At 49.2% G+C, this 22,040-nt stretch carries 18 protein-coding genes; 17 read left to right on the forward strand and 1 reads right to left on the reverse strand.

Going from position 1 to position 22,040, the window contains the following annotated elements:
* The 5 genes from WBV27_RS04535 to WBV27_RS04555 form a co-directional block, all read left to right on the forward strand.
* The coding region (locus WBV27_RS04535; RefSeq protein WP_424199814.1) for a sugar transferase at positions 1–810 on the forward strand (810 nt) is incomplete at its 5' end.
* A 238-nt stretch (positions 811–1,048) separates the two neighbouring features.
* Positions 1,049–2,533 (forward strand): nicotinate phosphoribosyltransferase, encoded by a 1,485-nt coding sequence (locus WBV27_RS04540; protein ID WP_424199816.1) that lies wholly within the window; start codon positions 1,049–1,051, stop codon positions 2,531–2,533.
* Positions 2,534–2,562: 29 nt separating this feature from the next.
* Positions 2,563–3,396: an ammonia-dependent NAD(+) synthetase gene (gene nadE, locus WBV27_RS04545; RefSeq protein ID WP_424199818.1), complete on the forward strand. Its 834-nt coding sequence runs from the start codon at positions 2,563–2,565 to the stop codon at positions 3,394–3,396.
* Positions 3,397–3,421: 25 nt separating this feature from the next.
* Positions 3,422–5,311: an LTA synthase family protein gene (locus WBV27_RS04550; protein WP_424199820.1), complete on the forward strand. Its 1,890-nt coding sequence runs from the start codon at positions 3,422–3,424 to the stop codon at positions 5,309–5,311.
* A 101-nt stretch (positions 5,312–5,412) separates the two neighbouring features.
* The gene (locus WBV27_RS04555) at positions 5,413–6,510 is read left to right on the forward strand and encodes a glycosyltransferase family 4 protein (RefSeq protein WP_424199822.1); all 1,098 of its coding nucleotides are present in this window, start codon (positions 5,413–5,415) and stop codon (positions 6,508–6,510) included.
* Between the two features lie 57 nt (positions 6,511–6,567).
* Here WBV27_RS04555 and WBV27_RS04560 read toward each other — a convergent pair whose 3' ends face one another.
* Positions 6,568–7,239, reverse strand: coding sequence for a YigZ family protein (locus WBV27_RS04560; protein ID WP_424199824.1), 672 nt, complete (start codon positions 7,237–7,239; stop codon positions 6,568–6,570).
* A gap of 161 nt (positions 7,240–7,400) precedes the next feature.
* Here WBV27_RS04560 and WBV27_RS04565 point away from each other — a divergent pair, with 161 nt between their 5' ends.
* The 12 genes from WBV27_RS04565 to pnpS all read left to right on the forward strand — a co-directional run bounded on the left by WBV27_RS04565 (position 7,401) and on the right by pnpS (position 21,974).
* Entirely contained in the window at positions 7,401–8,894 is a 1,494-nt protein-coding gene (locus WBV27_RS04565) for a UDP-N-acetylmuramoyl-L-alanyl-D-glutamate--2,6-diaminopimelate ligase (RefSeq protein ID WP_424199826.1), read from the forward strand.
* An 8-nt stretch (positions 8,895–8,902) separates the two neighbouring features.
* Entirely contained in the window at positions 8,903–9,769 is an 867-nt protein-coding gene (locus tag WBV27_RS04570) for a DegV family protein (RefSeq protein WP_424199828.1), read from the forward strand.
* Between the two features lie 125 nt (positions 9,770–9,894).
* Positions 9,895–10,482 carry an RNA 2',3'-cyclic phosphodiesterase gene (gene thpR / locus WBV27_RS04575; RefSeq protein WP_424199830.1) on the forward strand — a complete coding sequence of 196 codons (588 nt, stop codon included), beginning with the start codon at positions 9,895–9,897 and terminating at the stop codon, positions 10,480–10,482.
* A gap of 89 nt (positions 10,483–10,571) precedes the next feature.
* The gene (locus WBV27_RS04580; RefSeq protein ID WP_424199832.1) at positions 10,572–11,942 is read left to right on the forward strand and encodes a DEAD/DEAH box helicase; all 1,371 of its coding nucleotides are present in this window, start codon (positions 10,572–10,574) and stop codon (positions 11,940–11,942) included.
* The gene (locus tag WBV27_RS04585; protein ID WP_424199834.1) at positions 11,914–12,603 is read left to right on the forward strand and encodes a ComF family protein; all 690 of its coding nucleotides are present in this window, start codon (positions 11,914–11,916) and stop codon (positions 12,601–12,603) included. Before WBV27_RS04580 ends, WBV27_RS04585 begins: the two co-directional genes overlap by 29 nt.
* Before the next feature lie 126 nt (positions 12,604–12,729).
* Positions 12,730–13,287: a ribosome hibernation-promoting factor, HPF/YfiA family gene (gene hpf / locus WBV27_RS04590; RefSeq protein ID WP_106449327.1), complete on the forward strand. Its 558-nt coding sequence runs from the start codon at positions 12,730–12,732 to the stop codon at positions 13,285–13,287.
* A gap of 252 nt (positions 13,288–13,539) precedes the next feature.
* The gene (gene secA, locus WBV27_RS04595; protein WP_424199836.1) at positions 13,540–16,089 is read left to right on the forward strand and encodes a preprotein translocase subunit SecA; all 2,550 of its coding nucleotides are present in this window, start codon (positions 13,540–13,542) and stop codon (positions 16,087–16,089) included.
* 157 nt (positions 16,090–16,246) lie between these two features.
* Positions 16,247–17,363, forward strand: a protein-coding gene (gene prfB, locus WBV27_RS04600) for a peptide chain release factor 2 (RefSeq protein WP_424199838.1) whose coding sequence is annotated in 2 segments (ribosomal slippage) — positions 16,247–16,318 and positions 16,320–17,363 — 1,116 coding nt in all. Because the reading frame shifts where the segments join, the coding sequence is not laid out codon by codon here.
* Positions 17,364–17,565: 202 nt separating this feature from the next.
* Positions 17,566–18,252, forward strand: a complete 687-nt coding sequence (gene ftsE / locus WBV27_RS04605) for a cell division ATP-binding protein FtsE (protein ID WP_086629500.1) — start codon at positions 17,566–17,568, stop codon at positions 18,250–18,252.
* Positions 18,242–19,129 (forward strand): permease-like cell division protein FtsX, encoded by an 888-nt coding sequence (ftsX, locus tag WBV27_RS04610; protein ID WP_424199841.1) that lies wholly within the window; start codon positions 18,242–18,244, stop codon positions 19,127–19,129. Before ftsE ends, ftsX begins: the two co-directional genes overlap by 11 nt.
* A gap of 356 nt (positions 19,130–19,485) precedes the next feature.
* Positions 19,486–20,217: a response regulator transcription factor gene (locus tag WBV27_RS04615; RefSeq protein ID WP_424199843.1), complete on the forward strand. Its 732-nt coding sequence runs from the start codon at positions 19,486–19,488 to the stop codon at positions 20,215–20,217.
* A complete protein-coding gene (gene pnpS, locus WBV27_RS04620; RefSeq protein WP_424199845.1) occupies positions 20,214–21,974 on the forward strand; it encodes a two-component system histidine kinase PnpS in 1,761 nt (586 codons plus the stop codon). The genes WBV27_RS04615 and pnpS overlap by 4 nt, the downstream gene beginning before the upstream one ends.
* Positions 21,975–22,040 lie beyond the last annotated feature (66 nt).

Below are 22,040 nucleotides of genomic sequence, written 5' to 3' on the forward strand. Positions count from 1 at the left end.
GAAGAATCCGAAAAACTGAAGATATACGATCTGTTGACGAGCAAAGAGAAGAAGATGTTCTTGAACACAAGCTTCGAGAACCTGATCATGGTCAATCCAAACATGATGAACATCGAGGATGAAAGCATCATCGAAGTTTCCCCGTTCCGAATCCCTACTGAAGACGGGCTTATGAAACGGATCATCGATATTGCGGTAGCGCTCATCGGTATCGTCATCACTTCGCCGATCATGGCCGTGACGGCTATCTTGGTGAAGAAAAGTTCCGAAGGCCCTGTGTTCTACAAGCAGATACGCATCACCAAAGACGGCAGGGAATTCGAAATCCTGAAGTTCCGCAGTATGGGTGTGACTGCTGAGAAAGATTCAGGCCCAGTTTTGGCTACAAGCAATGATATGCGCGTCACAAAAGTCGGCAAATATCTGCGCTCTCTGCGCATCGATGAGCTGCCGCAACTGTTCAATGTATTGCTTGGCGATATGTCCTTGGTCGGTCCCCGGCCGGAACGTCCCTTCTTCGTTGATCAATTCAAGGAATTGAACCCGCATTATTACCTTCGCCACAATGTGCGTGCCGGGATTACCGGATATGCGCAAGTTTACGGGAAGTACGCTTCCGATTTCAACAGCAAGCTGAACTTCGATCTGATCTACATCAAGAAGTATTCCTTGATACTGGATCTGAAAATCATGCTGCAGACCGTCAAAATCTTGTTCGATAAAGTATCATCCCGTGGAGTGGATGAAAGCGAACGGGCAATCCTGTCCGAGCAAGAGATTGAAGCACGCGGCATCAAAGTTATTTATTAAATAGCAAACCATCCACCGGGCGTTTTTCCGCCCGCCAGGATGGTTTTTTGTTTACACAGAAATGCCGGTTGTATTTGCGGGAATGCCGGCCAATCACTATAATCAATCTGATGGATTTTGGACAAAAAAGCGGAAATGTATGGGGAATTGCGTTACAATAGGTAAATAGAGCACTTCCTTCTGCGGTACCGTGACAGAATGCGGAGGCGTACGATCAAAGATGAAATGAGTGAGTTGGATGAGTTTTGATTATAACGATGATAGTTTAGCTTTGCATACTGATTTGTACCAAATTAACATGATGAAGACTTATTGGGATGAAGGCATTACCGAAAAACATGCAATTTTTGAACTTTACTTCCGGAAGTATCCTTTCAATAATGGCTATGCAGTCTATGCGGGGCTTGAACGCTTCGTATCCTACATTCAGAATTTGCGCTTTACGGATACGGATATCGCTTATTTGCGTGAGCATGTCGGCTACGAGGAAGGTTTTTTGGATTATCTGAAAAATTTCCGTTTCTCGGGCACGATCCGTTCCGCTCTGGAGGGGGATCTCGTCTTCGCGAATGAACCAATCGTCCAGGTGGAAGGTCCGTTGGCGGAATGCCAATTGATCGAAACGGCCTTATTGAATGTCGTGAATTTCCAAACGCTGATAGCGACAAAAGCTGCACGTTTGCGCTACGTCTGCGATGATGAGCCGCTGATGGAATTCGGTTCCAGAAGAGCGCAGGAAATGGATGCCGCCATCTGGGGCACACGAGCAGCCTATATCGCAGGATTCAATGCAACGAGCAATGTCCGTGCAGCCAAAATGTTCGGCATTCCGGCTTCGGGTACCCATGCCCATTCGATGGTGCAAGTCTACCGCAACGATTATGATGCCTTCATGGCTTATGCGCGTTCCCACAAGGATTGTGTATTCCTGGTGGATACCTATGATACGTTGAAATCGGGCGTGCCGAATGCCGTAAAAGTGGCGAAGGAAATGGGCGATAAGATCAACTTCCTCGGCGTACGCATAGACAGCGGGGACATGGCCTACATTTCCAAAAAAGTCCGTCAGCAATTGGACGAGGCAGGCTTTATAGACGCGAAAATCTACGCATCGAACGACTTGGATGAATTGACCATTCTGAACCTGAAGATGCAAGGCGCAAAAATAGATGTCTGGGGCGTAGGCACGAAGCTGATCACCGCCTTTGACCAACCGGCGCTTGGAGCGGTCTACAAATTGGTTTCGATCGCGGATGAGAGCGGCAAAATGGTCGACACGATGAAGATCTCCAGCAACGCCGAAAAAGTCTCCACACCAGGCAAAAAACAAGTGTGGCGGATCACCCGCAAGCGTGACGGCAAGTCGGAAGGGGATTACATTGCGCTTTGGGAAGAAAAGCCCGATCAAGAGGCGGAACTGTATATGTTCCATCCGGTCTTCACTTACATCAACAAGACCATCACTGACTTTGAGGCGCGTCCCGTACTGCAGGACATCATTGTGGACGGTGAGCTTGTTTATGCATTGCCGTCGCTCCAGGAAGTAAAAGCCTTCTCGGAAGCGCAGATGAGCGGTTTATGGGATGAATACAAACGTATCCTGAATCCGGAAGACTATCCTGTCGACTTGTCACAGAAGACTTACGACCATAAAATGTCCACCATCAAAGACATCAAGAAACAGATCAAGGAAGAAGCCGCATTATTGGAAAGCACTAAATAGCCAATCAGATCAATCAAGGGGGAATAGGCATGCGTCCATTACAAAAAGAAATTATCGCTGCATTAAGAGTGAAATCGGAAATCGATCCAAAAGAGGAAATCCGCATCAGCATCGATTTTATGAAGGATTATTTGGCGGCCCATCCATTTTTGAAGGCATTCGTTTTAGGCATCAGTGGAGGACAAGACTCCACTTTGACGGGGCGGTTAGCCCAGTTGGCGATTCAGGAAATGCGTGATGAGACTGGCGACGACAGTTACCAATTCATTGCTGTTCGCCTTCCGTACGGCATTCAATTTGATGAGCACGATGCCCAAGCAGCGCTTGCCTTCATTTCACCGGACCAAAAATTGGTCGTCAACATCAAAGAAATGGCTGACGCCGCACTCGATGCACTTGAAGAAGCAGGCCTGACCATCACCGACTTCAACAAAGGAAACATCAAAGCACGTCAACGCATGATTGTTCAGTTCGCGATAGCGGGAGACAGCAGCGGAGCCGTCTTGGGGACTGACCATGCGGCAGAATCCGTGACCGGCTTCTTCACAAAATTCGGGGACGGCGCAGCCGACTTATTGCCGATTTGGCGCTTGAACAAACGTCAAGGCCGTCAGTTGCTGAAAGAATTGGGCGCACCGGCAGAGCTTTATGAAAAAGTACCGACAGCGGACTTGGAAGAAAATCGTCCCGCTTTGCCTGATGAGGTGGCTTTGGGCGTGACTTACGAGATGATCGATGCGTATCTGGAAGGCAAGGAAATACCGGACAAGGATGCTGAAGTCATCGAAGGCTGGTATACGAAGACCGAGCATAAACGTCACTTGCCGATCACGGTCTATGATAGTTTTTGGAAAGAAGCCTAATCTGTTCAGATAGTGGGGTTGTGCAGTGAAAATCAGCAAAAAATTTAAAATGATGAAAGATAAGCAAGAGCTGCAGTGCAAGAGCAGGGGGCACCTTCTGCTCTTGCACTTCTTTAGCTTGTTGGCGACTGTATTCTTGGTCCATCTCTATCTTCAATGGACTCAAAATGATTTGGATGCCGGATTGATCGTGAATTTTGTATTTGCTTGGCATACAGAGAAGTTCCTGATCAGCACGGGTGTATTATTGACGCTGGGGCTGTGGCTTTGGGCGTTGGTGGGGAACATCCGCTGGGCAAACGCACTGCTGTTGCTGTCGGGGGGGATACTCGGGATGGCGACCTATGAAAAGATGCTGCAGCGGAACGAACCCGTTTATCCGAGCGACTTGAAGATGCTGACGGAGGCAGCCTTCCTTTTGGAGATGCTGAACGGCCGGACATTGGCGGCACTAAGCTTGGTGTTCCTGCTATTTCTGGCATTCATACTTTATTCCCTGCGTCAGGCCAAGTCCAAGAAAATCGTGAAATTGGGATGGAAATCACGCGTGCTGATTTTCATAACAACCAGCATTGCGCTCGGCTATACTGGCCAGTTCCAGCAGGAAGGCAACCTGCTGAAGAAAGCATATGACCGGACGGCTTATTGGATCCCGTACAGCCAACAAATGAACTATTACAACACCGGCTTTGTGGCTGGCTTCCTATACAACCTTTCGGCTTCGCCGATGGAACTGCCGACGGATTATTCACAGGAAAAGATCGATGAGTTGAAGGCGACTTATCAGCAACTTGCTGACGAAATCAACGCAGAAAGAACGGCAGCGTTACCCGAAACGAATGTCATCTACATCATGAATGAAAGTTTTGCGGACCCGCTTGAATTGGAAGGATTGGATCTGCAAAGCGATCCGATTCCGTTTACGCGAGCTTTGATGGACACAAGCTACAGCGGCGAGCTGTTATCCCAAGGCTATGGCGGTGGAACCGCCAATATCGAATTTGAGGCTTTGACGGGTTTTTCGATGGAGCCGTTCGCCGCGAACATCACAACGCCCTATACGCAGTTCCTGTCCTCGCAAGATGATTTCCCTTCCGTCGTGTCCCGTTTGGAAGAAGCCGGCTTCCGTACGACAGCGATCCATCCCTACAATACGACCATGTATAAGCGGCTGGAGAACTATGAGACTTTGGGGTTTGATTCCTTCCTCTACGAGGACACGATGATAAATACGGAAAAGCTGGATACCAATCCGTATATCTCGGATGCAGCCGCGTACGCTGAAATAGTGGCTATCCTGAAAGCCAGCGAGGAAAAAGATTTTATCCATTTGGTTACGATGCAGAACCATACACCTTATCAAAACAAATACACGGTGACCCCTTCCGTTGCGGAAACCGGCATAGTCAGCCAGACGATCCGGAACTATCTGCAGGATCTGCAGTACAGCGATCAAGCTTTGGCTGATCTGTTGGCAATTCTGCAGGAGTGGGATGAGCCGACAGTCGTCGTGTTTTGGGGGGATCATTGGCCGAGCGTTTTCGGAGAGGATCTTTATGCGCTGAATACGATCCAGAATATGCATGAGACGCCTATGTTCGTCTACAGCAACACGGAAGAAGCCCACAAGGATTTGGGCGTCACCAGTCCCATCTATTTCTTCCCGGAAGTGCTGGAGTTGAGCGGCAGCCGTGTCACGGCTTTTGAAGCCTTGTTGATGGCGCTGCAGGAACAGGTGCCGGCTTTCGAAAAGACGCTGTATGTGAATGGCGATACCGGTGAATATGTCTCGAGCCGAGAGGAACTGTCCGATCAGGCCAGAAGCCTGTTGGCGGATTATGATCTGATCCAGTACGACACGACCACCGGAAACCGATACGCAGAATCAAACGGTTTTTTCCAAATGAACGATTGAAACAGATTGCCGAAGGCTTGCGGCTTGTGTGAGAGTGGGATTTGCATGTAGGTCCGGAATCGCCTATGATTAAGGGAATACAGGGTGAAAGGAGGGGTCGGGTGAGTTTCTTTATACGTTTTATGCTTCTTTTCGGTGCGACGATCCTGGCGAGTATGCTGTTCACCTATCTTTTCCGTGCGGCAGCGAGACGGTTCGGCTGGACGGATAAGCCATCCGAAGCGAAAGTGCATGCCAAGGAAACGCCGACGATGGGAGGCGTGGCTATATTCGCAGCTTATTGGGGTGCCTTCTTCATTGGGGTCCCTCTGAGTAATCGTTCAGGGTTCGCAGGCATCATGTTTTTGAGCTCGCTGATTATCCTGATAACGGGGATCATCGATGACGCCTATGATCTGAGGCCCTGGCAGAAAATGATCGGCATCCTTACTGCGGCGAACATGCTGTATTTCTTTACGGGCATCAAAATAGACAGCCTGACGCTGGATTATTTCGGAACAATCGAATTCCATGAAGCGGGTTACTTGGTGATGATGCTTTGGATTGTGGTCATCACGAATGCGGTGAATCTGATGGACGGGCTGGATGGCTTGGCGACAGGCACCTCAATCATTTCCCTCTCGACGATGGGCTTCGTCAGCTATTTCTTCACCGATTATATGGATGTGGCCACCGTCGTCATGATTTTCCTTTTGGTTGCGAGTTTGTTGGGTTTTTTGCCTTTCAACTTCTACCCGTCCTCCATTTTCCTGGGGGATACGGGCTCTTTGTTCGTAGGCTTTATGATCGCGGTGCTGTCCTTGTACGGCCTGAAACATGCCACCTTCGTATCGCTGCTGATACCGGTGGCCATCCTCGGGGTTCCCTTGACTGACACGATTGCTGCCGTCCTTCGCCGGACTTTGCACAAGCGTTCCATCAGCGCGAAGGATAAAAGTCACCTGCACCATCGGTTGCTGCGCTTAGGCTTTACACACCGCCAGACCGTTTTGGTCATTTATGCTTTGGCGATCATCTTCTCCTTGACTGCCATCCTATTCCCGATTTCTTCTTTTTGGGGAACGGTCGTTTTGCTGGTCGGTCTGATTTTCGGCGTGATGCTCTTCATCGCTTCCTTCAATTTGTTGGACAGCAACCGCTCCAAGTTGCGCAAGACATTGTATCGCCTTTTGAGGGAAAAGGACGACAAAAACAAATGAACAAGCCACGAAAGCCTTCCAGGCTATCACGCGCTTGTTCATTTTTTTATTCAAAATCTATTCGATTTCCCCTTCATCGGCTTCGTCGTAAGCCGGGGAGACCGGACGCTCCACATACTCCTCTTCGCCGATTTCAAAGACGACACGGCCATTCATGACATCCGTAACAGCATCCTGGAAACGGCTGATATCTTCAGCAGGGATGCCGCACAAAAAACAAACCTGGTCGGTATATTGGGCCTCAATCAGAGTGTAGGGCGACTGCACCAAGTAATTCTCCAATTTTCCGGATGCGGAATAGGAAACGATGCAGCCGACTTTTGTCTGGAGGCTGCGGACAACGATGCCGATGTCCTTAAGTGCGGTCGATACGGAGCGGCTGTAGGCACGGATCAATCCGCCGGCCCCCAATTTGGTCCCGCCGAAATAACGGGTGACGACGGCTGCGACGTAACGCAGCTCATTTTTCTTGAGCACTTCCAACATCGGGACGCCAGCCGTTCCGGAAGGCTCGCCGTCGTCATGTGCGCGCTGGATTTCGTTCTGGTCGCCGATCAGGTAAGCGGAACAGTTGTGCGTCGCTTTCCAGTGCTCTTTTTTGACGGCTTGGATGAATTCTTTGGCCTCATCCTCAGAATGGACGCGTTTGAGGCTGCAGATGAAGCGGGAACCCTTGATGATGATCTCGAAAACGCCGCTCTCTGCGATAGTGTGATAGGTTGTCAGCATATCCTTCCCCCTCCAAGTTGTTTTATCCTCATTTTACCATAGCGATTGTAGATTGGGAGGCAGACTGCACACGGAAATATACTTTCCGAACATTTCCATTTGTGGTATTGTTAGAGGGAATAGACCAAACGGCCACAGGGGTCGATGGAAAGGTGATCTGCGTGAAAGCTACAGATTTAATCGATGTACTCAAAATGAAAAAAATTGTCGGGAGCTTGGATCCCGATTTGAATATTGGAAAAATCAGTCAGGACTCCCGCGATATCCAATCGGGGGATCTGTTTATCTGCATCGACGGAACGCAAGTGGATGGACACAACTACGTAGAGAAGGCGGTCGCCAATGGTGCTGGCTTGATTGTTGCCCATAAGGATATCCAAAAAGTGGCAGCGACTGTCCCGGTTGTGTATGTTCCAGATACGGGCAAAGCGATGAGTCTGCTTGCGAATCATTATTATGCTTATCCGAGCGAGGCGATGAAAGTCATCGGCGTCACGGGGACAAACGGAAAGACGACGGTAACCTACTTGGTGGAAGCCATCCTGAAGGCGATGGACAAAAAAACCGGCCTGATGGGCACCATCGAAATGCATATCGGCGACGAGGTGCACAAAACGAAAAATACGACGCCCGACAGCATCACGATGCAAAAGGCCCTGCACCTTATGGTTGAGAAGGAGACGGAATACTTCACGCTGGAGCTGTCCTCGATCGCTTTGGAAATGGGCAGGGCATGGGGGCTTGATCTGGATGTCGCCATCATGACGAACCTGACGCATGAACATATGGAATTCCATCACACGATGGAAGCCTATGCCGAAGCGAAAAAGCTGCTCTTCTCCCAATTGGGGAACGGCCGCAAAAACGGACGGACGAAAGCGGCGGTACTGAATGCGGATGATGAAACGATCCACAGCTACCGCATCGCTACGGCGGCAGAAGTCATTTCTTACAGCGTGAAGGATGAAACGGCTGATTTCTTCGCAGCGGATATCACATACAGCCGGACGCAGACCCGCTTCGATCTGGTCGTCAATGGGGAACGCTATCCGGTCGTGACGAACTTGGTGGGGCTCTATAATGTCTCCAATACATTAGCTGCGCTGGCGGCTGTTTACGCAGTGGGCATTCCGTTGGAGGATGCAACAAAAGCGGTAGCGTCATTGGCTGGTGTTACCGGCAGATTGGAGATCGTGCCTGGCGCGAGCGACATCGGCGTCTACGTCGATTTTGCCCATTCGCCCGACGCGATGGAAAAAGTATTGAGTGTGGTGCGCGAATTTACTCAAGGCAGAGTCATTTCCGTTTTCGGCGGCGCCGGGGAACGGGAGCATGAAAAACGCCCGATCATGGCCCGCATCGGTACGGAACTTTCCGATTATGTGGTCCTGACGACGGACGATACCGGGAAAGAACCGCAGGAACAGATCATCGCGATGATGCTTGCCGGCATCGAAAAGGACAACTATGAATACATCGAAAACCGCAAGGAAGCCATCCTGCATGCCATCGCCATCGCAGAACCGGGAGATACGGTCATCCTGCTGGGCCGTGGACATGAGGCTGACTACAACGACAGAGGCAGAATGATCCGCTTGTTGGACAGTGAAGTGGCGGCTGAAGCGATTGAATTGCGCAACGAGCAGAAAGATTGAGGACTTCCATGAAAATTGCAGTAGTTACGGACAGTACCGCTTATCTGACGGCTGAGGTCCGCCAGCGGCACCATATTCATATGCTGCCATTAGTCGTGAATATCGGAGAAAAATCATATGAAGAAGAAATAGATCTGGTTGCTGAGGACTTTTATGCCTTGATGAAATCATCTGGCGATTTCCCAAAAAGCTCCCAACCAGCAGTTGGTGCCATGCAGCAGCTGTATGAAGAATTGGCGAAGGAGCATGATGCGATCATCAGCGTCCATCTCTCAAGCGGCATCAGTGGTACGTACCAGAATGTTGCCGCTCTAAGCAGGGAATATCCGGAGTACAACATCCATGCCTTCGATTCTGAAATCAGCTGTTACGTGCAGGCCCGCTTCGTCTTGGAGGCTGCAAGGTTGGCTGCTGCCGGTGTTGACCCGGAGCAGATCATGGCGCGATTGGACCATATGAAAAAACGTTCCCGTGCTTACTTTATGGTGGATGATCTGATGAACCTGCAGCGCGGCGGCAGACTGTCCGGTGGGGCGGCTGTCATCGGCTCGATCATGAAAATCAAACCGGTGCTGCATTTTTCGGACAAAAAGATAGTTGTTTTCGAAAAAATCAGAACCAATGCAAGGTCATTGCGACGGATTGAAGAACTGTTGGGCCAGACGGCTTCAAAGGCGGATTATCCGATCATCGCAACCGTCATCCATGGCAATATTCCCGAAAAAGGGCAAGATTGGCTGGAACATCTCCAAGGAAAGTTTCCGGACATCCGCTTCGAATTGAGTTATTTCGGCCCCGTCATCGGGACGCATTTGGGCGAGGGTGCGCTTGGGCTGACCTGGACGGAAGACACCGAATTGAGCTTTCCGATATAGGCAACAACTATTTGCGGCAATCATACATTCATCTGGAAGGAAGGGCCATTTGGGTCCCTGGCCTTCCTGTTTTTTTCTTGGGGGAATTTCGGACTGGTTTTTAAACGGATAGCGGGGGTGCTTTTGTGAGAGTATTTATCGGTGTCAGATTGCCTGAAGTCATCAAAGAACAACTGGGTGCCGTTCAGGAAGAAGTGAAAAGTGCCAGCCTCAAAGGATCATTCACGGATCCGGGTAACTTTCATTTGACGATGCGTTTTATCGGGGAAGTGAATCCGGAACAGAAAAGTGCAATCGAAACGGCGCTGGCCCGCTGCACGCAAGAACAGATTCCCTTCCAGATTGAAACCGCGGGATTGGGTTATTTTTTCAAAAAAAATAAGTGGATCATCTGGCTGGGCATCAAAGAAAACAGACAGCTCCATCAACTCTATGATCAGCTTAACGCGGAAATTTTGGCGCAAGCAACGACAGTCGCCGACGAGGTTGCCTTCATTCCGCACCTTACGCTCGGTCGGGGGATCGTGCTTTCGCAGGAGTGGGAAACACTCAGCAAAGTGCCGCTGCCCTCTGACCAGAAAATCCCGGTCACCGCGCTGACGCTGTTCGAAAGTGTGCGGGTGAACGGAAAGCTGGTTTATCGCCCGATCGCTGATTTCCCGTTCCATGGTCAGACAAGCCGGACGATTTCCAGCAAACAAACAAATCCCTGACCGGAAATAGAAAGCCACCATTCTTCGCATAATCAGCGGAAGAGTGGCGGCTTTTTTTGCGTATGCTATCCAGGGAAGGGGAGGATGGCATGGACGGGAAGGAACTGTACGGCAGGGAGTTGACGAGGAGCGAGTGCCGCAGTGCAGACGAAGCGCTGCTGGATCTGGCTGAGAAGCGGCCCGGTTTGGTCAGCGCAAACGGGAAGTTGACATGTACCCGCTGCGGAAACCAAGAAAGGAAAAAGATGCAGGCAGCGCCATGTTCTTGCGGAGCTGCTTGTCAGTATTGCTTGAGTTGCCTGAACATGGGGAAAATCAAAAGCTGCACAATCCTCCATCATCTGCCGGAAACCAACTCGTTCGCATGGCCCCAGGAACCGATTCTGCAATGGAAGGGCCAGTTGTCTTCGGAACAGAAACGTGCATCGGATGAAATCGTGGTGACGGTCCTTTCTGAAGAGACACGCCTGATCTGGGCTGTTGCCGGTGCCGGGAAGACCGAGATGATTTTTGAAGGGATTGCAGCCTGTTTGCGCAAAGGCGGGAGAGTCTGCCTGGCCTCCCCACGCGTGGACGTTTGTCTGGAACTGGCCCCACGGATCAAGCAAGCTTTCCCGGACGTCCCTTTGGCCTTTCTGTATGGAGGCAAGGAGGATGGCTACAGCTACACGCCGCTCGTTATCGCCACTACACATCAACTGCTGCGTTTCCGGGAAGCGTTCGATCTCCTGATCATCGACGAAATCGATTCCTTCCCGTTCCATAACGATGCGAGCCTCCAGTTCGGGGCGCAAAAATCCAGAAAGAAGGTGAGCGCGCTGATTTATTTGACGGCAACCCCGTCACGGGCCATGCAAAATGACATCAAGCGCGGCAGATTGGCAGCGACGGTGTTGCCTGCCCGCTATCACGGCTTTGCGTTGCCCGAACCAGAGTGTCTGTGGGTCGGGAATTGGCGCAAGGCCATCAACAAAAGGAAAACGGCCCGATTCCTTACCCTGATCCGAAGGCAGCTCCAAACGAATCGGCGCTTTCTGCTTTTTTTGCCGCATATCCAACTGATGGAAGAGCTGGACGGATGGTTGAGCGAACTTTTTCCGGACAAGCAGTTCACTTGCGTTTCGGCGAGCGACCCTGACCGCGAGGAGAAAGTGAAAAGGATGCGGGCGGAGGAATATGATTTTTTGATGACGACGACCATATTGGAGCGCGGCGTGACTTTCAGGGACATCGATGTCATCGTGCTTGGCGCGGAAGATCGGGTCTTCACCGAAGCCTCGTTGGTGCAGATTGCCGGCAGGGCAGGCAGGCACAAAGACTTTCCGACGGGGTGGGTCTGCTTTGCCCATTATGGCGAAACGAAAGCCATCCAGGGTGCGGTCCGGCAGATCCGTTCGATGAACCGGGATGCGGGAAGAAGGGGGCTGCTGAATGGGTCAGTGTCTGTTTTGCCAAAATGAGATCCGCGAGATTTTGACACTTCAGCAACTTTTCGGTTTCGGGAAAAAAGATTGCGGAACAATCTGCCGAGCCTGCGACGAAAAGTTGCCGCGTTTAGCCGGTCAAACGTGCTGCCCGGGCTGCATGCGGCCGCAAGCAGCCCCTGAGTTGTGCGAGGACTGCCGGAGCTGGGGTTGCCGCTATCCGGAGCTGACGATCGCGCATCATGCCTGCTATGCCTATACCGGCGTAGTGAAGGAATGGCTGCAACGCTACAAGTTCCAAGGCGATTACCGTCTTGCCGGTGCCTTCACGAATGATCTGCAGGCTTTCCAAAGGGCGCATCCAAAAGGGCTGTTCCTCCCGTTGCCGATATCATTAGCCAGTTACGAGGAACGGGGCTTCAACCAATGCGAAGGGATGCTGAAACAGGCAGGGATCCGCTACGTGCAATTCTTGGGAAACCAGCATGCCGGGGGAAAACAATCCGAAAAAAACAGGCAGGAACGACTGCTGACGGCGCAACCATTTTCGTTGCGGGACGGGCACGAAAAATATATTCAGCAGGAAATTATTCTTTTTGATGACGTCTATACTACCGGAAGAACGCTCTACCACGCGAAAACCCTCCTGTACAGGCATGGATTCAGATCGGTTCGTTCGATTACGATCGCAAGATAATAAATCATAAACATTGAAATGTTAAGGCGCTTACATTATAATGAAGTTAGAGAAACCCCCTATGAGTGGTCCATAGGTGAGGGTTGTCTTTATCTGACGATGCGTCAGACGAAAGGAGAGAGTGCTATGTTTAAGTATAATGTCCGAGGAGAAAATATTGAGGTTACAGAACCGATCCGCAGCTACGCCGAGAAAAAATTAGGCAGACTGGAAAAATACTTTAGCAACGTGCCTGAAACAACTGCGCATGTCAACTTAAAAGTATATCCATTCCCAGCCGAAAAATCTGCTAAGGTGGAAGTTACGGTTCCGCTACCTTTCCTGGTTTTAAGAGCCGAAGAGACTTCCAACGATCTATACGGAAGCATCGATTTGGTCGTGGACAAACTTGAACGCCAAGTCCGTAAGTACAAGACGAAGATTCACCGCAAATCCAGAGAGAGAGGATTTGATATCGGTAACGAGCCGAATCTGATCGAAGAAAAAATGGAAGACGATGAGAATCCGCTTGAAATCGTCCGCACTAAACGTCTTTCCCTCAAACCGATGGACAGTGAAGAAGCTGTATTACAGATGAATATGCTTGGACACAACTTCTTTATCTTCGAAGATGCTGAAACGAACGGCACAAGTATCGTGTACCGCCGAAAAGACGGCAAATTCGGTCTGATCGAAACTGACTAAATCCGAAAATAACGTCCCCCGCCATAAACGGCGGGGGGCTTTTTTGAGTGTAGGGGCTGTCCCCGGATGCATCGATAAGCATCCTGTGCAAGGTTTTGTTGGTGGTCAGTAGTTCACATTAATTAAAAGTAATGATAGAATAGAAGAGATATAAGAATTATTTTTGCAGCAGCAACGAACGACATATACACGAACGCATACCCAGTGAAAATGATTGCTGGAATGAAATCAGACAGCAAGAGGAGATATAGAATGGCCAACTTTTTAAAGAAACTCATCGAGAATGATAAGAAAGAGCTACGTTCCTTGGAAGGAGTAGCGGATAAGGTCATCTCCTACGCGGATCGAATGGCCGCTTTGGATGATGAAGAATTGCGCGAACTGACCGAATCCTATAAAGAACGCTATAAAAAAGGGGAGTCTTTGGATGACCTGCTGCCTGAAGCTTTTGCGGTAGTCCGCGAAGGCGCAAAACGCGTCTTGGGGCTGTATCCTTATAAAGTGCAGATTATGGGGGGGATCACCCTGCATAAAGGCAATATCGCCGAAATGAAGACCGGTGAAGGTAAAACCTTGACCGCGACGATGCCGGTTTACCTGAACGCCTTATCGGGCGAAGGCGTCCACGTTGTCACCGTCAATGAATATCTGGCAAGCCGCGATGCTGTCGAGATGGGTGAACTGTACCGCTTCCTGGGGTTGACTGTTGGTTTGAACACGAACGGCAAGTCTTCTGAAGAAAAAAGAGAATCCTATAACTGCGACATCACTTACAGCACTAATAATGAATTGGGCTTCGATTATTTGCGTGACAATATGGTCGTCTACAAAAATCAAATGGTGCAGCGTCCGCTTAACTTTGCGGTTGTCGATGAGGTAGACTCGATCTTGGTCGATGAAGCCCGTACACCATTGATCATTTCCGGACAAGCCGAAAAATCGACAGCACTCTATAACCGAGCCGATTTCTTCATCAAAGGATTGAAAGAGAACGAAGACTATACGATCGATCTGACATCCAAATCGATCGCATTGACGGATGAAGGCATCGAAAAAGCCGAAAAAACGTTCCACTTGCCGAACTTGTACGATGTGGATAATACCCGTCTTGTGCACCATTTGGATCAAGCTTTGCGCGCGAACTTCATCATGCTTGTGGATATCGATTATGTAGTGGAAGACGGAAAAGTAAAAATCGTCGACCAATTCACAGGCCGGATCATGGAAGGCCGCCGTTACTCGGACGGACTTCACCAAGCCATCGAAGCGAAAGAGAACGTCGAAATCGAAAATGAATCGAAAACGATGGCCACCATCACTTTCCAGAACTATTTCCGTATGTACAAAAAACTGTCCGGTATGACCGGTACGGCGAAAACGGAAGAAGAAGAATTCCGGGAAATCTACAACATGAATGTCATTTCGATACCTACAAATAGACCAATCGTCCGTAATGACTTTCCGGATTTGTTGTACCCATCCTTGAAGAGCAAATTCAGGGCTGTCGTCGGCGACATCAAAGAGCGTCATGCCAAAGGGCAACCGATCCTTGTCGGTACTGTAGCCGTGGAAACATCTGAGCTGCTTTCGGATATGCTGCGTCAAGAAAATATTCCGCACCAAGTGTTGAATGCCAAAAACCATTTCCGGGAAGCTGAGATCATCATCGGTGCGGGCCAACCCGGAGCCGTCACAATCGCCACTAACATGGCCGGTCGTGGTACCGACATCAAGCTGGGTAAAGGCGTCAAGGAATTAGGCGGTCTCTGCGTCATCGGAACCGAACGTCATGAATCACGCCGGATCGACAACCAATTGCGTGGACGTTCCGGACGCCAAGGGGATCCCGGCGAAACGCAATTTTACCTGTCGCTGGAAGATGACTTGATGAGACGCTTCGGATCGGAACGCATCCAGCAAGTCTGGAGCAAATTGAATTTGGATGATGAAGCAGAAGATGTGGTCATCCAAAGCAAAATGCTTTCCAAACAAGTGGAATCCGCCCAGAAACGAGTGGAAGGCAACAACTACGATACCCGTAAAAATGTATTGGAATACGATGAAGTCATGCGTGAACAGCGTGAAATCATTTATGGACAGCGTCTGGAGGTCATCAATGAAACCGAATCGCTGAAGTATGTTGCAACAGCCATGATCAAACGTGCGATTGCGCGTGTGGTTGAAACGCATACCATCGGGGAAAAGGCGACTTGGAACCTGCAAGGGGTCCGCGATTTTGCCGGAGCTGCCCTAGTGCATCCCGACAGCATCAGCTTGGCCGATCTGGAAGGCAAAACTGCGCATGAAATCGAGGAATATTTGGTGGAACGAGCAATGGAAGTTTACCGGACCAAAGAGTCACAACTGAGCCCGGAACAGATTTTGGAGTTTGAAAAAGTTGTCATCCTGCGGGTCGTGGACAGCAAATGGACCGATCACATCGACAATATGGATGAGCTGCGCCAAGGAATCGGCTTGCGTTCTTACGCACAGAACAATCCGTTGACCGAGTACCAAACTGAAGGCTATGATCGTTTCCAAGAAATGATTGCCACCATCGACTATGATGTTACCCGTATCGTGATGAAATCAGAAATCCGCCAAAATCTGCAACGACAATCAGTAGGCCAAGGCTCGAACATCATGCCGACGCGTGAGACAGTCGCTTCCCAAACGGAGCAACAGGAACAAGCGCGCAGAGCCCAGATCGCCGCAATGAGAATGCAAAAACTGATGGAAATCCAAAAAGCCAAACAAGCGGCTGAAGCAGCAGAAAAACAAGAGTCGCCTACCGAAGAATAAGCCGGAAGCGACGCAAACAATCCGCACTTCAACCAGCAAAACCGAATCAATCACACACTAATCGGATACAACGCCAATCGAGGAGGGTCGGGATGAAAACAGTAGTTTGTTTTTATCCCGACCCATCCTTCTTTTGTCGAATCTAGGAGGAAATCATATGGAATTAAGTGAAATCAAAGCAATATTGGAAAGTTCAGAATCAAAAATCTCAAGCTTCAGGAGGTCTCTTTGACTTAGATGGCCTGGAAACGGATATCGCGGAATTCGATGATCGCATGCTGGATCCTGAGTTCTGGAACAATGCCGAAGCGGCGCAGGAAGTCATCAACCAATCGAACCAATTAAAGGTAGTCTACAATACGTTCAAGAGTTTGGAAGCGCAATATGAAGACCTTGAAGTCTTGTATGAAATGGTGAAAGAGGATGAAGATCCGGAATACCTGGAAGAATTGAACGAAAAAACGACAGAATTTACGGAAGCGCTAGAAAAATATGAATTGACGATGCTGTTGAACGGACCGCACGACAAATCCAACGCCATCTTGGAAATCCATCCGGGTGCCGGCGGAACGGAGTCCCAGGATTGGGGAAGTATGCTTTTCCGCATGTACACACGTTGGGCCGATAAAAAAGGCTTCGACGTGGAGACGCTGGATTACCAAAGCGGGGATGAAGCAGGCATCAAGAGCGTAACGATCCTTATCAAAGGGTTGAATGCTTATGGCTACCTGCGTTCGGAAAGAGGCGTGCACCGATTGGTCCGCATTTCGCCGTTCGACTCTGCAGGAAGAAGACATACCTCGTTTTGTTCGATCGACGTGATGCCGGAGATCGCTGCGGACGATACGGAGATAGAAGTGAATCCGGATGACATCCGTGTGGATACCTACCGCGCGAGTGGAGCAGGCGGACAGCATATCAACAAAACATCCTCAGCCATCCGGATTACACACATCCCGACCGGCGTTGTTGTAGCGAGTCAGGCACAACGTTCCCAATTCCAGAACAGGGATACCGCTATGGGGATGCTAAAGGCAAAACTGTATCAACTGCAAGAGGAAGAGCGCGAAAAAGAACTGGCAGCCATCCGCGGAGAGCAAAAAGAAATCGGTTGGGGTTCCCAGATCCGTTCTTACGTATTCCATCCGTATTCCATGGTCAAGGACCACAGAAGTACCTATGAAACGGGGAACGTGCAGGCCGTCATGGACGGCGATTTGGACGCCTTTATCGATGCTTATCTGAAAATGACGATGGATCAGGAAGAGCTTTAAGATCCGCAACGAAATGGAAAATGGCCAGACATGAGCACGAATAATGAGGATTCAGCTGGACTTCTGAGAAACTATTGACACATACTTGTAAAGAAACTAAAACAGACATATTTACACAACGTGCTATAATAGGGAAGCATTCTTGCGGCCTCTGAAGCTTTCAGAGCTGCAGCAAGGAAAAAAAGAAAAGACAGGTGATAAAATGATTGAAATGCTGAATGTCTCTAAGAAATACAACAACGGCATTACGGCGGTCAATAATCTGAGCGTGAAGATCGAGCAAGGGGAATTTGTTTATATTGTAGGCCCCAGTGGAGCCGGAAAATCAACCTTTGTCAAAATGATGTACCGCGAAGTAAAACCATCCTCAGGAACAGTTCAAGTAGGCAAATATAATTTAACGACCATGAAGGAAAAGGAAATCCCATTGTTGCGCCGTTTTGTGGGCGTAGTCTTCCAGGATTTCAAACTATTACCGAAACTGACCGTTTACGAAAACATCGCCTACGCGATGGAAGTAGTCGAAAAAAGTCCGAAAGTCATCCAGAAGCGCGTATTGGAAGTGCTTGATTTGGTTGGGCTGAAGCACAAAGTCCGGATGTTCCCGAATGAACTTTCTGGTGGGGAGCAGCAACGGATTGCGATTGCGCGTGCGATTGCGAACATGCCAGGCGTCCTGATTGCGGATGAGCCTACAGGTAACTTGGATCCGGATACGTCGATGGAAATCATGCGTATTCTGGAAGAAATCAACAACCAAGGAACAACGATCCTGATGGCAACCCATAACAGCCAAATCGTTAATGACATCAAACACCGTGTATTAGCAATTGAGAATGGCCGTATTGTCCGAGATCAACAAGAAGGAGAATATGGATATGAAATTTAGAACATTTATGAGACACATAAGGGATGCGTTCAAAAGCCTGTTCCGGAATGGCTGGATGTCGATAGCTTCAATCAGTGCAGTGGCGCTGACTTTGCTGCTTGTGGGCTCCTTTACCGGGATTCTCTTGAACGTGAACAAATTGGCTTCCGACGTCGAAAATGATGTAAGTGTAAAAGTTTATATCGATCTGGCGGCCGATCCGGCCGCGCAGGAAGCGCTGAAGACAGAACTGGAGAACATCGCCAATGTGGAATCGATCAGTTTCTCAAGCAAGGACGAGGAATTGGATAAAATCATCGGCAGCTACGGCGATGAGTTCGACCTGTTCGGTGGGGATGCCAATCCGTTGTATGATGCGTATGTCCTGAATACGACGGCTCCCGAGCAGACGAAAGCGGTAGCTGAAGCAGCATCCGCCATGCAGTATGTCACTCAGGTCGAATACGGCGGTGCCACAGCTGATAAGTTGTTTGAGACGATTGCGACGATCCGTACGATCGGGCTCGTCATCATCATCGGCTTGTTGTTGGTTGCCGTATTCCTGATTTCCAACACAATCCGAATCACCATCTTCTCCCGCAGCACGGAGATCGAAATCATGCGTTTGGTGGGCGCAAAAAACAGCTTCATCAGATGGCCTTTCCTGATTGAAGGAGCCATTATCGGATTGATAGGGGCATTGATTCCCATGACTTTCCTCGTGTTCCTTTACCGGTTCATCTTTGATGTGAGTGGGGACTACTTGGCAGGCACAAACTTCGGTCTTTTGACTCCGAATCCATTCCTGGTCTACATCAGTCTTTTGATGGTAGGCATCGGCATCTTTATCGGGGCATTCGGTTCCGTATTCTCGATGCGCCGATTCCTGAAAGTTTAATCAAATTGAGCGTATTCATAAAAGGTTTCAGTCATACAACTGTATGGGTGGAACCTTTTTTTGTTGCATGAATTAGTGTTCTTGCCCTGAAAACCGACAAGCTTCAATTATTATTTTCGCTCTCGAATATCCCCCAGATCCGGACAAAATCTGCTGTACAGCGGACTTTGTGGCGATTTCCCGTTTGGAAAACACAAATCGTCCGCTGAAATCTGAATTGCCGTTTTCCAACATTTTTAGTATGCTGAAAAGGAAGCGAGCCGATCAGGAAGCTGAGCTGCTCAGAATATGGACATTCGTAAATTACATGGGATGGCATTCGCCAGCCCGGACCCCAAGCGGTCAGAGGAGGACACATGAAAAAGGTTTTGCTAGTGGATGATGAACCATCCATCGTTACATTGTTGGCTTTCAACTTGGAAAAAGACGGCTACGAGGTGACAACTGCCACCGACGGAGCGGAAGGCTACCGTCTGGCCATCTCGAATCCTTTTGACTTCATCATTTTGGATCTGATGCTGCCGTCAATGGACGGAATGGATATTTGTAAACGTCTGAGACAGGAAAAATTTGATACACCGATCATGATTTTGACAGCGAAGGATGATGAGTTGGAAAAGATCATCGGCCTTGAGTTGGGTGCGGATGACTATATGACGAAGCCATTCAGCCCCCGCGAAGTATTGGCAAGGATGAAAGCTATCTTAAGAAGGACAAACAAACCGGTTCCGGCTGAACCGATTGCGACTGCCCAACAGGAACCGACGGAAGATGAGACAGAAAAAATTGAAGTGGGCGAAATCACTATTTTCCCGCAACTGTATGAGGTCCATGTTGAAGGAGAATTGATCGAAATAACGCCGAAAGAATTTGAATTGTTGCTTTACATGGCGAAGCGCGCCAACCGCATCCTGAGCCGGGAACAGTTGTTGAACGCCATCTGGAATTTTGATTACGCGGGAGAAACACGCATCGTCGATGTGCACATCAGCCATCTCCGCGAAAAAATCGAAAAAGATACCAAAAATCCGCAATACATCCGTACAGTCCGAGGCTTCGGGTATAAATTCGAGGTAGCTAAGCCATGAAGCAACTGCAATTGCGGATGCTTGCCACATTTGTGCTGATCTTCGCGCTTTTCAGTGTGGCTTTCGGAATATTCCTGGAGACAGTGTTAGGGAATTATACGCGCAACTTGCACAGTGAGCTGCTTGTTGAACAGACTCAAATAGTGGGTACACTGCTCCAAAACAGTACGGATGGCAGTGATTGGGTTTTTGTTGAAGAAGAACTGGATAAAATCGATGCTTTCACGGAAGACCGGATCACTTTGGTCGATACCGATGGGGTTGTTCTTTATGATTCGCAGATCACTACAGTTAATCTGGAGAATCATCTGCGACGGGAAGAAATCCAGGAGGTTCTTTCCGGGGAGGCATACGGAACAGGTCAGCGAAAAAGCGAAAGCACCAATCAGGAGCTCTATTATGTAGCTGTACCCATCTATGATGAGGCAGGCACCATCGTTGCGATTATCCGATTATCCAGACCACTGAGCGCCTTGACGGTCAGCCAACGCATCGAACAGTCCCTTTACGTTTTTATCCTATTGGCTTTGGTGGTAGCGTTCATACTGACCTATGCTTTGACGAAACGTATCGGCAGACCGATTGATGCCGTTATGGATGTTGCCAAAAAGCTTTCCGATCACCAATATGATGCGCGGTATAAAGGGAGAGGCTTCGGCGATTTCCAGAAATTGGGGGAAACAATCAATGAACTTGCCGAGAGTCTGGATAATCAAATGAATGAAATCAAGCAAAATGATGAACGGCTTACAGGGTTGATCAATCATCTGGTCATCGGCGTGATGCTGCTGGATGAGAATAAGGAAATCACAATGGTCAATGCCGCTATGCAGGAGATATTGAGCGAAAGTGAAGAATCATTGGTTGGCCAATCCTATGTTGAGGCAGTAAGCAGTTACGGACTCAGCCATATGATTGAGCGAGCTTATAACTACAGAGAGCCGCAGAATGACGAAATTTATTTTTACTATCCGAAGGACAGGGTCGTCGATGCCAATATCGTCCCGATCACAAGCAAGAAGCCGGGCGAAATGAATCTGATCGTCCTCCTCTACGACATAAGCGAAATCCGACGATTAGAGAAAGTCCGAACCGACTTTGTTGCGAATGCATCCCATGAACTCCGGACACCCGTCACAGCCTTGAAAGGATTCGCTGAAACGTTATTGGATGGCGCAATGGAAGATCCCATCATTCTGAAACAATTTTTGGAGATCATCTTGGCCGAAAGTACACGTCTGAACCTTTTGGTGAATGACATATTGGAACTATCGAAGTTGGAACAGCGCCAAGTCCCGCTCGCTCTGCAGGAAGTGAATATTTCCGAAGCGGTGTTGGCGACCTTCCAGTTGGTCGATCAGAAAGTGAAAGAGAAAAACATGACACTGGAATTAGTGGAAAAGGATTTCGTTACGTTGCATACGGATCCGAATCGCTTGAAGCAAATACTGGCGAATCTGATCAACAACGCTGTAGTCTATACGCAAGCCGGAGGGCATATCACGGTCACTGTCGAGAGGACGGCAGAACAAGTACGTCTGCACGTTGCCGATAATGGCATCGGGATACCTGAAGCCGATCTGGGAAGAGTTTTTGAACGCTTCTATCGCGTCGACAGGGCCCGGAGCCGCAACTCCGGAGGTACCGGATTAGGCTTGTCAATCGTGAAGTATTTGGTTGAAAACATGAACGGAACGGTGACTGTGGCAAGCAAACAGGGGAAAGGGACGACCTTTACGGTGACGTTGCCCCTATAAAAATAGATTCAAATACAAAAGCTTTACAGGCCAAAAACGCGTCTGTAGAGCTTTTTTGCTTGGATT

The sequence above is a fragment of the Trichococcus sp. genome, from assembly GCF_049589555.1.
GTDB lineage: Bacteria > Bacillota > Bacilli > Lactobacillales > Aerococcaceae > Trichococcus.

Bases quoted from the DNA above. Each gene is read 5' to 3' on its own strand.
- WBV27_RS04540 (WP_424199816.1), top strand. From the start codon at position 1,049: ATGAGTTTTGATTATAACGATGATAGTTTAGCTTTGCATACTGATTTG.
- nadE (WP_424199818.1), top strand. From the start codon at position 2,563: ATGCGTCCATTACAAAAAGAAATTATCGCTGCATTAAGAGTGAAATCG.
- WBV27_RS04560 (WP_424199824.1), bottom strand. From the start codon at position 7,239: ATGCTGACAACCTATCACACTATCGCAGAGAGCGGCGTTTTCGAGATC.
- WBV27_RS04570 (WP_424199828.1), top strand. From the start codon at position 8,903: ATGAAAATTGCAGTAGTTACGGACAGTACCGCTTATCTGACGGCTGAG.
- WBV27_RS04580 (WP_424199832.1), top strand. From the start codon at position 10,572: ATGGACGGGAAGGAACTGTACGGCAGGGAGTTGACGAGGAGCGAGTGC.
- WBV27_RS04585 (WP_424199834.1), top strand. From the start codon at position 11,914: ATGGGTCAGTGTCTGTTTTGCCAAAATGAGATCCGCGAGATTTTGACA.
- hpf (WP_106449327.1), top strand. From the start codon at position 12,730: ATGTTTAAGTATAATGTCCGAGGAGAAAATATTGAGGTTACAGAACCG.
- secA (WP_424199836.1), top strand. From the start codon at position 13,540: ATGGCCAACTTTTTAAAGAAACTCATCGAGAATGATAAGAAAGAGCTA.
- ftsE (WP_086629500.1), top strand. From the start codon at position 17,566: ATGATTGAAATGCTGAATGTCTCTAAGAAATACAACAACGGCATTACG.
- ftsX (WP_424199841.1), top strand. From the start codon at position 18,242: ATGAAATTTAGAACATTTATGAGACACATAAGGGATGCGTTCAAAAGC.
- WBV27_RS04615 (WP_424199843.1), top strand. From the start codon at position 19,486: ATGAAAAAGGTTTTGCTAGTGGATGATGAACCATCCATCGTTACATTG.
- pnpS (WP_424199845.1), top strand. From the start codon at position 20,214: ATGAAGCAACTGCAATTGCGGATGCTTGCCACATTTGTGCTGATCTTC.